Here is a 14,741-nt window from a genome sequence, read left to right on the forward strand (position 1 = left end):
GAATGTTTTTCAAAAAACTGAATAGCATCGAAAAAGCAATTAAAAACCCACTGCTATATGAACTTACAGTTTTCCGAAAATCTGCCAGTAAATAGATTAGCTTCAGTATTTGCAAATACTTCGGCTACCTATAAGTTTTATTGGTTTTTGGCTATCCTTGAATTAGTGGAAGAAGGAAACTCAGCTATTTCCAAAAGAAAACTTTTCTCAAGAATGATAAGTAATTCTTGGTACACAGTAAATTATTTTCATGTCTCTTTTGGCAAACAGGATCTTATTCAAGAGGCCGTAAGATCTATTCTGAAAATTGAAAACCTTACTATCGATGAAAATAAAAACAAAATAAATGCTGTTTTAGAGAACACCACTAATACGCAAACCATTAAAATTTTATATCATTTCGATAAAAATGTACCACATTGGTTCATCTCTCCCTGGTTTTCAGGCAATCGTAATAGTATTTACTTACAATCACAAAACTTTGATAATGGATGTCTCTACAGTTTAGAAAAAGATTGCATAAATATTAACCCCATTTGGATCTCTTATTTAATATCCAATTCTAAGTTACTGAAAGACTTTTGTTATTGGAATCTATCGCTATTTTTGCAAAAAAGAAATCCAAATGTTCCGGACATTCCAAATAAAATAAACAAATCAATCACAAGAAATTCCTTGACCAAACAAACCAATGAATATTGGAAATTGGTGTTTAATGAATTGGGATCTATCGAATGCATCTTCACAGAGAATAAATTGATATTCGACGAAAAAAAATATGCAATAGACCATTTCGTTCCATACGCCTTTGTTTCTCATGATTTAATTTGGAATTTAATCCCCATTGACAAAAGTTTTAATTCATCTAAAAGTGATCAGCTTCCATCGGTGAACAAATATTTTGACAAGTTTTTTAATCTCCAAAAAACAGCCTTTGAAATCGTACAAAGTCATAATTCTAAAAATAAATATTTAGAAGAATACCTAACTATTTTCCCCGACCTGGAGGATGAAAATGATTTCGATTATTTGCGATACAAAGAAAGCATTCAACCCTTGATTACTATTGCCAGTAACAATGGTTTTTCCTTTATGAAAGATTAACTCCAGTTATAGTTTTTCCATAATTTTTAAATTTGAGTAGATAGACCACTTTCTAAACTTAAAACAATGGAAACATGAACCTGCTCTCCGAAGTCTCCTGACTCATATCTTTGTAGAAGTAATCATTTTATGTAAATGATTACTTTTTAAAAAGTCAGAATTAACCAAAAAAGATATATTTTATGAACCAAGCTAGTGGGTAATAAATCATAAAATACATCAAGTAAAAAATCGGATACAAATAATCAACTCATTTTACGGCAAACCGTAAAAGAAACGTTATTTTAAACCGTAAGTTTGAACACTAATATTTAAGATTGAAATATAATTACCCTAGCAGCAAGATACCTTTATGAAAATCCTTTACAAGATTATATTTTTTTTCATCCTAGTTAATAACGGATGTGTTTTAAGTGCTAGAAATAGTGACCCAAACATCGAGAAAACGAAAAAGGCCGGAACTTACTTAAGTATTTTGAGTAATTTAGCATTGCCTTCCGCAACTATTTCAGGAACAACAACTGTTTGTCAAAATGCTACACAACCACAAATAACGTTTACTGGATCTGGCGGAACTGCGCCCTATACTTTTACCTATAATATTAATGGGGGACCTTCACTATTTGTCAGTACAAACGCAACAACCTCATCGGTGACTGTTGCTGTCAATACAGCAATAGCAACCACCCTAAATTATAATTTAATTAGTGTTCGTGACGCTACTACCCCTATTACAGAACAAACAAGCTCTGGTAGTGCTATTGTCACTGTAAGTTCACCTCCTGCAGTCGACTTTACATTTAATAATGATAGTGCCTGTTCTGGAACTGAGATACAATTTTCATCTTCTGTTACAGGATCTGGTACATATACATACACTTGGAATTTTGGAGATGGTACCACTTCCTCTCAACAAAACCCAACACAATCTTTCAATTCCTTAGGCTGTGGTACTGCAACATTCAATGTTAGTTTAACAGTCACAGGGGCTGGATGTACAGTTACAGAAACAAAGATCGTGACAGTAATACAAAAACCAGATATAAACTTTATCGATGTTATTAATCCTTTTTCTGATCCATTTAATAATTGTGGTAATGCATCATCAAGTTCTGAGTATTCGATTACTGTAGGAAATGCTTCAGCATCGACTTGCATTTCATCCTTTTCTATTAATTGGGGGGATGGTAATTTGCAAAATAATGTATCCTTCCCTATTTCTCATACATACTTAGCCGCAGGGGCTTATTCAATGACTATTACCGCAAATGGAGACAATGGTTGTGCAAATTCAAAAACCTACATTATCAAAAATGTTTCCAACCCACTTGGTGGCTTAAATAGTCCCGGTTCCACCCAAAATTTGTGCGCTCCAACTCTAGACTTACAATTTTCAATATCCAATTGGGGAACTAACTCGCTTGATACTACTTATAAAGTTAATTATGGTGATGGTTCTCCAATACTGGTTTTAACTCAAAGTCAATTAAATAGTTCCAGTTACTTCAATTCAGCTAATCCTTCAAATTCAGCTAATTATCCCATTCCACATATTTATACTTCAAGTAGTTGTCCTGCCAACAGTTTTGAAGTAAAATTAGATGTAACTAATGCATGTGGTACTACACCATTTACATTAGGTAATATAACGATACTAACTAAACCAACAGCAAATTTCACAGCTCCAGCTAAAAGTTGTATTAACAGTAGCGTTTTGTTTACAAACACAACTGTTTCTGGATATGGGCAAAATTGTAGCCAAGGTTCAGTTTTTACATGGGATTTTGGAGATGGTTCAGCTTTAGTCACAACAGCCCTTTCTGCTCCTCAAAACATTAGCCATACCTATACCAATTCAGGAACATATACTGTAACATTAACTGCTAGAAATTTCTGTGGAATAACTACCAAAACACAACAAATCTGTATTGAACCACCGTTGACTCCTCAATTTACGATTATTCCTAATTCAGGGTGTTCGCCAATTGCAGTTACCACAACAAACACAACAGTACCAACAAATTCTTGTAGTCCTCCATCCTATGTTTGGAGTGTAACCTATGCTTCTGCTTATTGTGGCACCAGCATTACACCTATTCTAAATCAAACTACAACAAATGCTTCTTTCAATTTCACGGAACCGGGAACATATACCATTAAACTTACAGCAACAAATGCCTGTTCTCCTCCGCAAGTAGCAACACAAGTTGTAACGGTAAAAAAACCACCAACAGTAAGTATTAATCCAATTGCCTCTGTTTGTCAATCACAACCAACGACATCTATTACTCCAACGGCAAGTACCACTAATTGCGGTACTCAAGCCCTAACATATGCTTGGAGTTTTCCAGGAGGTTCACCAGAAACTTCAACTTCTGCAATTCCTGGAACAATTAGTTATGCCACCACAGGAACTTTCACTGTTTCATTGGCAGTTACAAATGAATGTGGAACAACGACAGCAACTAATAAAACTTTTACAATCAATCCTTCCCCTACAATAACAGGGAATCTATTTTCATGTGTTGGGTTCACTTCACAATTAACGGGTTCGACAACTGCCGCTACAACTAGTCCTTGGACATCTTCCAATCCATCAGTAGCAACAATTAATTCGACTGGCTTAGTGACAGGAATTTCGGGAGGAACCACAACCATTACTTATACCAATTCTAGTAATTGTAAAACTACAGAAGTGTTTACAGTAAATTCGGCACCTACAATAACTCAACCGCTTTCAAGTACCATTTGTCTAGGAGGAACTCCCAATGTTCTGTCTGTTACTGTTAGTGGGACTACTAGTACTCCAATGTATCAATGGTATTCGAATAGTATTAATAACACAACAACTGGAACTGCAATCTCAGGAGAAACCAATGCTACTTATACTCCCACCGCAACAACGGTAGGAACATTATATTACTATTGTATTATTAGTTTGCCCTCTGGAGGATGTTCAGAAATTAAGTCTAACACTGCAGCGGTAACCATACTACCCAATGCTACCATCACCACTCAACCAACTATCACTCAAAATATTTGTGTTGGTGTAACAATACCCACTCCCCTAACTGTTGCTTATTCAGGTGGAACCGGCACTGCTAGTTACCAATGGTATTCTAATACCACAAATTCTACAATGGGTAGTACATTAATAGCAGGAGCAACTTCCGTAAACTACACACCTCCAGTTTATAATACCCCAGGCAATTATTATTACTTTACAACAGTTTCATTAAACGGGAATGGTTGTTTGCCAGCCACCAGTAATATAGCTGAAGTTATTGTGTTTGTTGATCCTACAATAAGTAACCAACCAATTACTTCACAAACTTTGTGTCAAAATGCAACTCCAACAGCTCTAACAATTGTTGCAACTGGAGGGAATGGCGCATTTAGTTACCAATGGTACAGCCATTCATCAAATACCAATACTGGAGGTACATTAATTGCAGGAGCAACAAGCAATAGTTATACTCCACCAACAAATACTGTCGGTACAAAATATTATTATTGCATTGTCCGCCAAAACAGTACTTCTGGTTGTAGTGTTACCAGTGCAACAGCTGCTATTATTGTAATTTCTGCACCCACAATTACACAACCTGCTTCAAGCTCTGTTTGCCAAGGAGGCACTCCAACTACTTTGTCTATCACAATAAGTGGTGCTACTGGAACTCCTCAGTATCAATGGTATTCAAATACTGCTAATAATACAACTACTGGTTCTGCAATCTTAGGAGAAACCATTTCTACTTACACTCCATCGGCTTCAACTGTGGGGACAATTTATTATTATTGCATCATTACTTTACCTTCAGGAGGATGTTCTAGCATTATCTCTAATACCGCCACAGTGACCATCAATGAGGGAGCTACCATCAATACGCAGCCTACGGCAACGCAAAGTTTATGTGTTGGGGCAACTATTGTTACTCCTTTAACTATAACCTATACTGGAGGAACAGGAACCGCTAATTACCAATGGTATTCTAATACCACAAATTCTACAATAGGAGGAACACCAATTCCAGCTGCAACCACTGCTAACTATAAGCCAGCTGTTTATACAGCAATCGGTACTTATTACTATTTTGTTACCTTATCATTCTCTGGTAATGGCTGTGGCCAAATAACAAGTAATCCAGCCGAAATTGTGGTCGTGAGTGATCCCATCGTTGATACGCAGCCTATTGCTTCTCAAACCTTATGTCAAGGTGCCACACCAACTGATTTAGTTGTTACGGCAACCGGTGGAATTGGAACTTTTAACTATCAATGGTATTCATCTAATACTAATACCAATACTGCGGGGATACTAATTACTGGAGCAATTAATAACACCTTCACTCCGCTCTCAAATACAGTTGGAAAAAAGTATTACTATTGCCTGATTACACAAACAGCTAATGGTTGTAATGTGACAAGTACAACTGCTGAGGTAATCATAAGTCTTGCACCTACAATTGTGACACAACCAATTTCCAGTACAGTATGTTTAGGACAAAACCCTACAATTCTAAATGTAAGCTATAATAACGGTGCGGGACCCCCCACTTACCAATGGTACTCAAATAGTATGAATTCAATCACTGGAAGCAGCCCTATTTCTGCCGCTACAACTAACTCTTACAACCCGCCAAAAACTACAGTGGGAACCATTTATTATTACTGTGTCATCACACTGTCATCAGGCGGCTGTTCTAATTTAACATCTTCAATTGCTGAGGTCGCAATCAATCAAAACCCTGTTATATCCTCAAAAACAACACTAATATGTAGCGGAAATTCATTTACAGTAGACCCGCTAAATTCTGCTGGGGATATCGTTCCAAATAACACTTTATACAGTTGGACAACCCCTATTGTTTCTCCAGTTGGTGTAATTACAGGCGCAATATCTCAACCAACGCCTCAACCGACAATAAGCCAAACATTAGTAAATTCCTCTTCAAATCCTGTTACTGTCACCTATAATGTAACTCCAATTACGGGTAGTTGTCCTGGAAATGTATTTACAATTATGGTTACCGTAAACCCTTCCATTTCATCTACTGTTACTTTAACAAACAGCAGTTGTTTCGGTGCCAATAATGGTGAAATCCAAACTAGTAGCACCGGAGGAATACCATTCAGTACAGGAACATCTTATACCTACAGTTGGACAGGACCAAACGGATTTACCTCATCTGCATCTAACATTTCAAATTTGGCTCCTGGAAATTATGACCTTTCCATTACAGATGCTGGTGGTTGTCCTATTACTAAAACCTATGCGATCACAGAACCTAATGATATTATTATTGGCACTGATTTGCATAAAAATGTTAGTTGTTTTAATAAGGCAGATGGTTCAATTGCAATCACAGTCTCGGGCGGTAACTTGAACTATTCTTACGCCTGGACGAAAAACGGAACCCCTTATGCAACCACAGAAGACTTATCAGATTTAGGTCCTGGAGTATACGTTGTTTCGGTTTCAGATGCAAAAAATTGCAACCCAAAAACTGCGACATTTACCATCACTGAACCACCTGTATTAGCGGTTAGTCTGATTAGCAAGACCAACATATTGTGTTTTGGCGAATCTACAGGAGCTATAAATATATCGGCAGTTGGAGGAACACCCGCAATTTCCGGTTATAACTATGCCTGGACAGGACCAAATGGTTTTACAAGTTCCAATAAAGACTTAGACGCCATTGCAGCTGGAACATATAATTTGGCAGTAACCGATAATTCGGGTTGTTCAAAAACATTAAGTGTTACCTTAACCCAACCATCTGAAATTATTATTACCGCGACCACAACTCCCATTATCTGTTATGGTTCTAATGATGCTTCTATAACTCTTGCTATAAATGGCGGTCTTGCACCCTATCAAATAGTATGGAGTAATCTAGGAAGTAGTACTTTCCAGGACAATCTATCCGCTGGTGATTATTTGATTACCGTTACAGATTCAAATAATTGTGTAAAAACATTGAATGTAAATATCCCCGAAGCGCCCATTTTCACAATCAATCCGGTTGTCAAAAACATCAGTTGTTTTGGTAATAATAATGGCAGTATTAATCTAAATCTAGTGGGTGGTATCACTCCCGTGAAACTGGTGTGGGATGATAATGCCACGGCTGGAAATGTCAGAAATAATTTGGGGCCTGGTTCTTACACAGTAACAATTGTTGACAGCAAGCCTTGTACGATCAAAAGAACTTTTATCATATTAGAACCTCAATTATTAGTACTTTCGGCCAATGTCACCAATGCCTTTGATTGTGACAATGCCAATAGCGGGGCGATAAACCTCCTTGTTGCTGGCGGTACCGCTCCATTTACCTATGCCTGGTCTAACGGTGCTACAACGGAAGATTTGGCCAATATTCCCGCAGGAAACTATTTGGTTACTGTAAAAGACGCTAATGGTTGTTCACAACAGGCGCAATACAGTATCAATAGGCCACCACCTATTGTTATAGAAGTAGTCACTAAAACGGACTTCGACTGCGATACCAAATACATCAAACAAAATTTTGTAGCCCAAGCTTCGGGTGGTGTTCCGCCCTACTTGTTCGAGTGGTCAAGCGGAACCATTAGCGGCGCCAACAACGAAATTATGAATACCAGTCAAAATGGAACTGCTATACTTTCTGTAACAGATGCTATTGGATGTAAATCCAATTACTCTTTCAATGTTAAATTGCAATCACTTGGAACACCTTCATTCAATGCAAGTTCATATTCATATTCTACTTATGGTAATTATTCCATAAATGATCCCATTCAGTTCACTAACACAGCAACTGGAGATTACGTGAGTATGCTATGGGATTTCGGTGATGGCACTACTTCAACCGAATTGAACCCGGTACATACCTTCATCAATCCAAAAGATTACGTGGTGACACAAACAGTAACCTATCCTTTTGGTTGTATTTATGTTAAAAAGATCACTTTTACTGTTGGCAAAGGCTATCTGCTCGTTGTTCCGAATGCTTTTACTCCAAACGATGATAATATCAATGACACATTTAGACCCGTAATTAAGGCTTTAAAAAACGTTCGTCTGGATATATATGACACCTGGGGTTCATTGATATATTCAGAAAAAGCGGATGTCTTGCGAGGATGGGATGCTAAAATAAAAGGCTATAAAGCTGAAAACGGTAATTACTTCTGTAAAGTCAGTGGCGAAACGTTTTACGGAACTATTGTCAATGTCAATCACCCATTTGTATTAATAAAATAAGCCCCCAAATTAGAATGAAATTAAAATTTATTTTATTTATAGTGTTCACTTCTCTATCTATTACAGAAGTGAAAGCACAGGATCCCGTTTTTACCCAATATTTTTTGGTTCCTGAAACACTAAACCCTGCATTCGCTGGAACTTTAGTAACTGGTTATACTGGTCTTATACACCGTTCTCAATGGCCAAATGAGAACCGCAGAATAGATTCAGAATATGCGTTTGTCAACGGTCCTATAGGCCCGGAAAGGAACATGGGATTAGGCTTGTCTATTTTAAATCAAAGTGAAGTATTTACAAATTATAATTATGTTCAAGTCAATGCGGTCTACTCCTACAATGTTAATCTAAATTATGATTGGAAACTTCGTTTAGGCATTGAAGCTGGATATGGTCGAAAAAACTTTAATTTCAGCAGCCTTTTATTCGAAGATCAAATCAATACCAATGATGGCACAATCAGCGGAGGCAGCGTTGATCCAGGTGCATTGAATGCAAATGAGAAAATTGACTTACTGGATATATCCTCTGGAATAATATTGTATAGTGACAAAGCTTGGTTTGGTGCTTCATTAAAACATTTGAATAAACCCAATATTGCTTTTACTGCAAATGGTGCCGTTCCTTTAGATATGTTTCTAAGTATTCATACCGGATATTCATTAAGTTTAAATGAGAGTCATTTAAATTTTTTCCCTGATCAAACAAATTTATTATTGACAGCTAGTTATATGCGTCAAGCACAATACAACAGATTAGATTTCGGAACAGCATTAGAATTAAAACCATTAATTGTGGGAGTTCTTGCAGCAACTAACCCAGAAGGACGAAGTGATAACAGTCACTTTCTAACGTCTGTAAATCTATTTGGATCTATTCAGTTAGATCGTTTTGTTTTGGGTTATTCATATGATATAAACACCTCAAAACTAGGGAATACACAAGGCGTACATGAACTTTCACTAACATGGCAATTTGGTCGCGAGTGCTCGAGTTGTGAAAATTATTTGGTAAAAAAACCTTGGGGAAGAAATTACTAATAGCATTTCTTTGACATTACATATTTACTAAAAGCAATAATTATTGAACTTCCATACCTAGCACACTATTTAATTTTAAAAAGATACTATGAACATCCTTTTCCTACACGGTCTCGAAAGTAAATTAAGTGACACAAAAAGAGCCATTCTTGAAACCTATGGTACCGTAATAGCTCCCGACATCAATTATAAATCGGATCACAATGCCATTCAAAACTTATATAATGTGTATCACAATCAGGATATCAATGTCATAATCGGAAGCAGCATGGGTGGTTTTGCAGCTTACCATCTGGCAAATAGTCTAGGTCTTTGTGCTTTACTGTACAATCCTGCTCTACCCTATCGCAGTGATATCGAACAAATAATTCCTACAACACTACCTATAAAAAACAGTCCTTTTATGCGATTTGTTTTGGGTGCCCAGGATGAGGTGATCAAAGCAAAAGACAACCTAAACTTCTTGGCACAAAACACTAATCCTACAACTGATTATCACATTAGCATCAGGAGAGAACTAGCACATCAAATTCCTATTGAAATTTTCGAACAAGAAACAAAAACCTTTTTTTGAGCAGCTCTGTTATTGAGGAGTACCTCATCAGAACATTTAAGCATTTTAAATATGTAGTCTCTTCATCAAACCAGTTGTAAAACAAATAGTAGCGCGCTAAGCTTTTAGTAATAATTATACCTTAAATGCTATCAAATTGGCTTGGTAGGGAAAAGCAAAGTCGTTAATTGGATTAGAATGGTCTAGCCAAGCCATTTCATCGGCTTTTTTTAACATCACAGGCATCCTATGTTTCATATTGTGAACATATTTCATCGTTTCGTTAGCCTCTGTTGTTAAGATGGTATAGCTGTTGAGCGACTCTCCCGTTTGAATGTCACTCCAAGTACTGTAAAGACCTGCGAAAGTAAATATTTCGGTATCCTGTGAGTTGATTTGGTATTTCTCTTTTAGCTTTCCTTTCGGGTCGATCCAGCGCCATTCGTAATAGGCAGTAGCAATAATTAAGCATCGGTTATTAACTACGTTTTTGAAAGAAGGCTTTTCGTCAATGGTTTCAATTCTCGCATTCAAGGTGTTTTTTCTAAAATCCTTATTCTTGGCCCACGAGGGTATTAATCCCCAACTGTAGTTAGTAGATATTATATCAGGTGTTTTATCAACTATGATGGGTGTATTCAAGTGAGCAAACCCATTAATCATATCTGATACTAAAAAAGCATCTGGATCATCAACAGTAGCTTTAAATCGTTTTGTTACATCTTTCATTGAGGCATGTTGCTGAGTATAATAACACATAATTATTGTAGTTAAAATTTAGAAAAATATTCAGAGATAAATTTAAGAAATAACTGTGGAACTTAGCTTTAATTATATCTATTGGAATAATGCACCAGATTGTTTTTTATAAAAGCTCGTCTGAAAGTTCACCTCTGCTTTTCTTTGAAAAAATTTAACATTTTTAATTAAGTATTAAGTAAAGAATCGTTTATGACGAGCGCCAAATATACATTAAAGTACATGCCTTGTACTATCAACACGATAACCCAAGCTATCAAAATCTAAAACAAATAATCTAACAATTACCAAATTGCCCAGTTCCCGCGGATTTATAATTCGTTCCTATTCAAATTGGAAACAAAAAAAAGAATCTTACGACATCGGTTGCTACCATAAACATTTTTAAATAATTAAAAAAGACAAAATGTCTGTTATTTAAAACATAAAAGCTATTTTTGTTTAGAATAACGAATATTTTAAAATAAATGGCAACAAAAAAGCAGACTGTTTTCCCAAAGTATGACAAGATATTGGAGCAAATGGGGGAAAACATAAAAATGGCTCGTAAAAGAAGAAAACTCACTATGATACAGGTAGCGGAGAGAGCCGACATTTCAAGATCCACATTACACCTAATCGAGTTGGGAAACTCAAGTGTGGCAATGGGTGCTTATTTCAATGTACTCAGAGTATTAGGCCTTCAGGACGATTTCCTAAAACTGGCTTCAGACGATGAACTCGGAAGAAAACTTCAGGATCTCGAACTATTAAAATAAAATTATACCATTTAATCCAAACTAAAATTCTCCTCACGATAACTATCGGGATTGGAGAGATGTTCGGAGAGCGGGGTAGTTAATCAGAAATCACATCAATCTAAAATGGCTCAAAACAAAACCGATATATACGTTTATGCACATTGGAAGGGTATAAATGAACCCAAAATCATTGGCATCCTGTCCGCACAGCAAGCTAAAGGTAAAAAAGCATTCAGCTTTGAATACAACAAAGACTGGATAAAATCGGAACAAAAATTCCTGTTAGATCCAGACATTCAATTATATGGTGGACCACAATACCCAAACCAAAAAGAAAACTTCGGAATATTTCTGGACAGTATGCCTGACACTTGGGGAAGAACACTGATGAAGCGGAGAGCGGCGCAATGGGCAAAAGAAAAAGGAGAAAAAGCACCAACACTTTATGATATTGATTTTCTGTTAGGTGTTTACGATGAAAGTCGTATGGGAGCATTACGCTTCAAAATAAATCCAGAAGGAGATTTCTTAGACAACAATAAAACAGCATCAACACCGCCATGGTCGTCCATTCGCGAACTGCAAAATGCAGCCGCTAATTTTGAAAACGACGATGACAATGATGCCGTAAAAAAATGGTTGTCTGTTCTGATGGCACCAGGATCTTCACTCGGAGGAGCTAGACCAAAAGCCAATATCCTAGACAATGATAAAAGCCTTTGGATTGCTAAATTCCCATCCAAAACCGACACTACAGACAAAGGGGCCTGGGAATTCCTATCCTATAAATTGGCAATAAATGCGGGTATAGAAATGGCACCATGTAGGATAGAAAAAATAATGGGCAACTACCATACATTTTTCACAAAACGCTTCGACAGGGAAAACGGCGAAAGAATACACTTTGCATCCGCAATGACCATGACTGGAAACAATGAAGATACCATCCGGGACAATCCGGCAAGCTATTTAGACATAGCCGAATTCATTAGTAATCATGGAACAAATATAGAAGCTAACTTACACCAATTATGGCGCAGAATAGTATTCAACATAGCTATTTCAAACAAAGACGACCATTTAAGAAACCACGGCTTTATCCTGACCAAAGAAGGCTGGATATTGTCACCAGCCTACGACCTAAACCCCTCAATTGAAAAGGACGGTTTGGCTTTAAATATCGATACTGATAATAACGACCTCGATTTCGAATTAGCAAAAAATGTTGGAGAATATTTCCGTTTAAACAAACGACAAATGGAAGTTATTATGCAAGAAGTTATTCAAGCTACAAGCAACTGGAAGACGATTGCTAAAGAAATAGGAATCTCAAGAGGAGAACAAGAATTGATGGTAAAAACATTTAATTCCTAAACATAATTAGGATAAAATCATCTTTCGATAAAATAATTTCATCGATAACCGTAAGATTAAAAGATTGCCTAAACGATAGCTACATTGGTAGTGGAGTCATATGCTATCAGGATAACTTCAAATACAAAGTAAAGGCGCGAATCCTTTCGTGTGGTACATTTCCTCTAGTTATATAACCTTCTAGCACGGTAAGAAATTACTATTAATTATACCTTAAGCGCTATCAAATTGGCTTGGTAGGGAAAAGCAAAGTCGTTAATTGGATTAGAATGGTCTAGCCCAGCCATTTCATCGGCTTTTTTTAGCATCACAGGCATCCTTTGTTTCATATTGTGAACATATTTCATCGTTTCGTTAGCCTCTGTTGTTAAGATGGTATAGCTATTTAGTGCCTCTCCCGTTTGAATGTCATTCCAAGCACTGTAAAGACCTGCGAAAGTAAATATTTCAGCATCCTGTGGGTATTTCGGTCGGACCGTGCCACCCATTTCGGTTGAAATGGTGCCACTTTGAAAGATATTACAATAATACAAAAAGTGGACAGCTTAAAACTTCCGCTTTGGATATTTATGCAATTATCGAAATCGATAACTCATCTTTGGGTTTTAAGCAAATAAATTTCGGTTATAGGCTACGATTTCTTCGTGTGTTGGTTGAGTTGTAAATTTCATTAAATCTGAAATTGCATTATCACGAATTTGAGGAGCAGTTTTTTGATCTGCATTTTCGAGTGCTTCTTTTAGTTCTGACGCATTTAATTCCCTACAATAAGCAGGAGTTCCAGGTTGATGCCTCCAAGAGTTTGACAAAATTCCTGCATCGACAAAATCAAAACCTGCATCTTTTATCAAATCAGATACTATTTTTTTAGCATTATTATCATTACCCGAAATTGCCATAGCAATTTTCTCATTTCCGTGAGCAAGACTTTCGGCCAAAAGATTGTTGAAAGCTTTGATAACAGGACGACCAATTTGCTCAGAAACCCATTCACTTTCAATTTTACCCGCTTTTAATTCTTCAATTTCGCCATCACGAAATGGATAATAATTTGAGGTATCCACAATAATTAAATCTTGTCTACATTCTTCAAACAAATTTTTAGGCAAATCAGAAATTGCACTAGTTGGAATTGAAAGTATTACGACATCTACATCCTTTACAACATCTATCAAAGAAACTGGTATCGCACCAAAATCGTTTGCTTTCTTCTCTAATTCATCAAACCCACCTCTATTTGTAACTTTAACTTGATGATCCGCATCAATCATTTTTTTTGCGATTGTACCTCCGATAGCACCAGTTCCAATTATTCCTATTTTCATTTGCTTCTTAAATTTTAAATTAATTATACTGCAAAATTACTTAAAATTACTTTCCTTTGTATAGCGCTTTCCTTAAAGAAAGTGAAAATACAATAATTATGGCAAAAAATAAAATGTTTTGCGACTGTCTTGAGACCGTAAAACCTGTACGTGACACACTAGAAGTTATAAATGGAAAATGGAAGTTACCAATAATAATTTCTGTTGGCGTTGGCAACGAAAGATTTACTGATATTCAAGAAAGTATTGTTGGATTAACACCAAAAGTATTAGCAAAAGAACTTAAAGATTTGGAACAACATCAACTTATCAAAAGAATAATTGTTGAAGATTATCCTGTAAAAATATCTTACAAACTAACCGATTATGCAGACACGCTAACACCAATTATTTATGCTCTAAAAGATTGGGGAGTAAATCATAGAAAGAAAATATTCGCTACTGACTAGTTAATAAAAAATGTTATATTTTTAGAAACTGTAAAAAAACTACCGCTAATAGTTAAGGGCTCGTTGGGCTTGTAAAGCCAACAATGAACCCGATGGCGCGGAATTGCACCTTAAATCCGCATGTCTACATTAAAAATAACCGCAAAGA

10 protein-coding genes are annotated in these 14,741 nt (G+C 36.3%); 7 read left to right on the forward strand and 3 right to left on the reverse strand.

The genetic code is table 11. The features are described 5' to 3' along the window. Positions 1-57 precede the first annotated feature (57 nt). The 4 genes from FQU23_RS09965 to FQU23_RS09980 all read left to right on the forward strand — a co-directional run bounded on the left by FQU23_RS09965 (position 58) and on the right by FQU23_RS09980 (position 9,967). Complete coding sequence (locus tag FQU23_RS09965) at positions 58-1,104, forward strand: HNH endonuclease domain-containing protein (RefSeq protein ID WP_147673680.1); 1,047 nt, start codon at positions 58-60, stop codon at positions 1,102-1,104. A 352-nt stretch (positions 1,105-1,456) separates the two neighbouring features. Beyond that, on the forward strand, positions 1,457-8,353 hold the full coding sequence (locus FQU23_RS09970; protein WP_147673681.1) for a PKD domain-containing protein: 6,897 nt from the start codon (positions 1,457-1,459) through the stop codon (positions 8,351-8,353). Between the two features lie 14 nt (positions 8,354-8,367). Next, positions 8,368-9,393 (forward strand): PorP/SprF family type IX secretion system membrane protein, encoded by a 1,026-nt coding sequence (locus FQU23_RS09975; protein WP_147673682.1) that lies wholly within the window; start codon positions 8,368-8,370, stop codon positions 9,391-9,393. Positions 9,394-9,481: 88 nt separating this feature from the next. Continuing rightward, positions 9,482-9,967: a YqiA/YcfP family alpha/beta fold hydrolase gene (locus tag FQU23_RS09980; RefSeq protein ID WP_147673683.1), complete on the forward strand. Its 486-nt coding sequence runs from the start codon at positions 9,482-9,484 to the stop codon at positions 9,965-9,967. A gap of 114 nt (positions 9,968-10,081) precedes the next feature. Here FQU23_RS09980 and FQU23_RS09985 read toward each other — a convergent pair whose 3' ends face one another. Beyond that, positions 10,082-10,705 carry an SOS response-associated peptidase gene (locus FQU23_RS09985; protein ID WP_147673684.1) on the reverse strand — a complete coding sequence of 208 codons (624 nt, stop codon included), beginning with the start codon at positions 10,703-10,705 and terminating at the stop codon, positions 10,082-10,084. Positions 10,706-11,172: 467 nt separating this feature from the next. On the opposite strand from FQU23_RS09985, the gene FQU23_RS09990 reads away from it, so the two are divergent. Together FQU23_RS09990 and FQU23_RS09995 are read left to right on the forward strand one after the other, a co-directional pair. Continuing rightward, positions 11,173-11,463 (forward strand): helix-turn-helix domain-containing protein, encoded by a 291-nt coding sequence (locus FQU23_RS09990; RefSeq protein ID WP_147673685.1) that lies wholly within the window; start codon positions 11,173-11,175, stop codon positions 11,461-11,463. Between the two features lie 105 nt (positions 11,464-11,568). Further along, positions 11,569-12,819 carry a type II toxin-antitoxin system HipA family toxin gene (locus FQU23_RS09995; RefSeq protein WP_147673686.1) on the forward strand — a complete coding sequence of 417 codons (1,251 nt, stop codon included), beginning with the start codon at positions 11,569-11,571 and terminating at the stop codon, positions 12,817-12,819. A gap of 206 nt (positions 12,820-13,025) precedes the next feature. Here FQU23_RS09995 and FQU23_RS10000 read toward each other — a convergent pair whose 3' ends face one another. Next, complete coding sequence (locus FQU23_RS10000; RefSeq protein WP_147673687.1) at positions 13,026-13,307, reverse strand: SOS response-associated peptidase family protein; 282 nt, start codon at positions 13,305-13,307, stop codon at positions 13,026-13,028. Positions 13,308-13,424: 117 nt separating this feature from the next. Further along, positions 13,425-14,144: an NADPH-dependent F420 reductase gene (locus tag FQU23_RS10005; RefSeq protein ID WP_147673688.1), complete on the reverse strand. Its 720-nt coding sequence runs from the start codon at positions 14,142-14,144 to the stop codon at positions 13,425-13,427. A 98-nt stretch (positions 14,145-14,242) separates the two neighbouring features. Between FQU23_RS10005 and FQU23_RS10010 the strand changes: the two genes are divergently transcribed. Beyond that, positions 14,243-14,593, forward strand: a complete 351-nt coding sequence (locus FQU23_RS10010) for a winged helix-turn-helix transcriptional regulator (protein ID WP_147673689.1) — start codon at positions 14,243-14,245, stop codon at positions 14,591-14,593. The last annotated feature ends 148 nt before the right edge of the window (positions 14,594-14,741 follow it).

The organism is Flavobacterium sp. XN-5 (assembly GCF_008033395.2).
Classification (GTDB): Bacteria; Bacteroidota; Bacteroidia; order Flavobacteriales; family Flavobacteriaceae; genus Flavobacterium; species Flavobacterium hiemivividum.

What these genes read in the sequence shown, in the direction of transcription:
- FQU23_RS09965 (WP_147673680.1), top strand. Translation starts at nt 58, where the DNA reads ATGAACTTACAGTTTTCCGAAAATCTGCCAGTAAATAGATTAGCTTCA.
- FQU23_RS09970 (WP_147673681.1), top strand. Translation starts at nt 1,457, where the DNA reads ATGAAAATCCTTTACAAGATTATATTTTTTTTCATCCTAGTTAATAAC.
- FQU23_RS09975 (WP_147673682.1), top strand. Translation starts at nt 8,368, where the DNA reads ATGAAATTAAAATTTATTTTATTTATAGTGTTCACTTCTCTATCTATT.
- FQU23_RS09980 (WP_147673683.1), top strand. Translation starts at nt 9,482, where the DNA reads ATGAACATCCTTTTCCTACACGGTCTCGAAAGTAAATTAAGTGACACA.
- FQU23_RS09985 (WP_147673684.1), bottom strand. Translation starts at nt 10,705, where the DNA reads ATGTGTTATTATACTCAGCAACATGCCTCAATGAAAGATGTAACAAAA.
- FQU23_RS09990 (WP_147673685.1), top strand. Translation starts at nt 11,173, where the DNA reads ATGGCAACAAAAAAGCAGACTGTTTTCCCAAAGTATGACAAGATATTG.
- FQU23_RS09995 (WP_147673686.1), top strand. Translation starts at nt 11,569, where the DNA reads ATGGCTCAAAACAAAACCGATATATACGTTTATGCACATTGGAAGGGT.
- FQU23_RS10000 (WP_147673687.1), bottom strand. Translation starts at nt 13,307, where the DNA reads ATGGGTGGCACGGTCCGACCGAAATACCCACAGGATGCTGAAATATTT.
- FQU23_RS10005 (WP_147673688.1), bottom strand. Translation starts at nt 14,144, where the DNA reads ATGAAAATAGGAATAATTGGAACTGGTGCTATCGGAGGTACAATCGCA.
- FQU23_RS10010 (WP_147673689.1), top strand. Translation starts at nt 14,243, where the DNA reads ATGGCAAAAAATAAAATGTTTTGCGACTGTCTTGAGACCGTAAAACCT.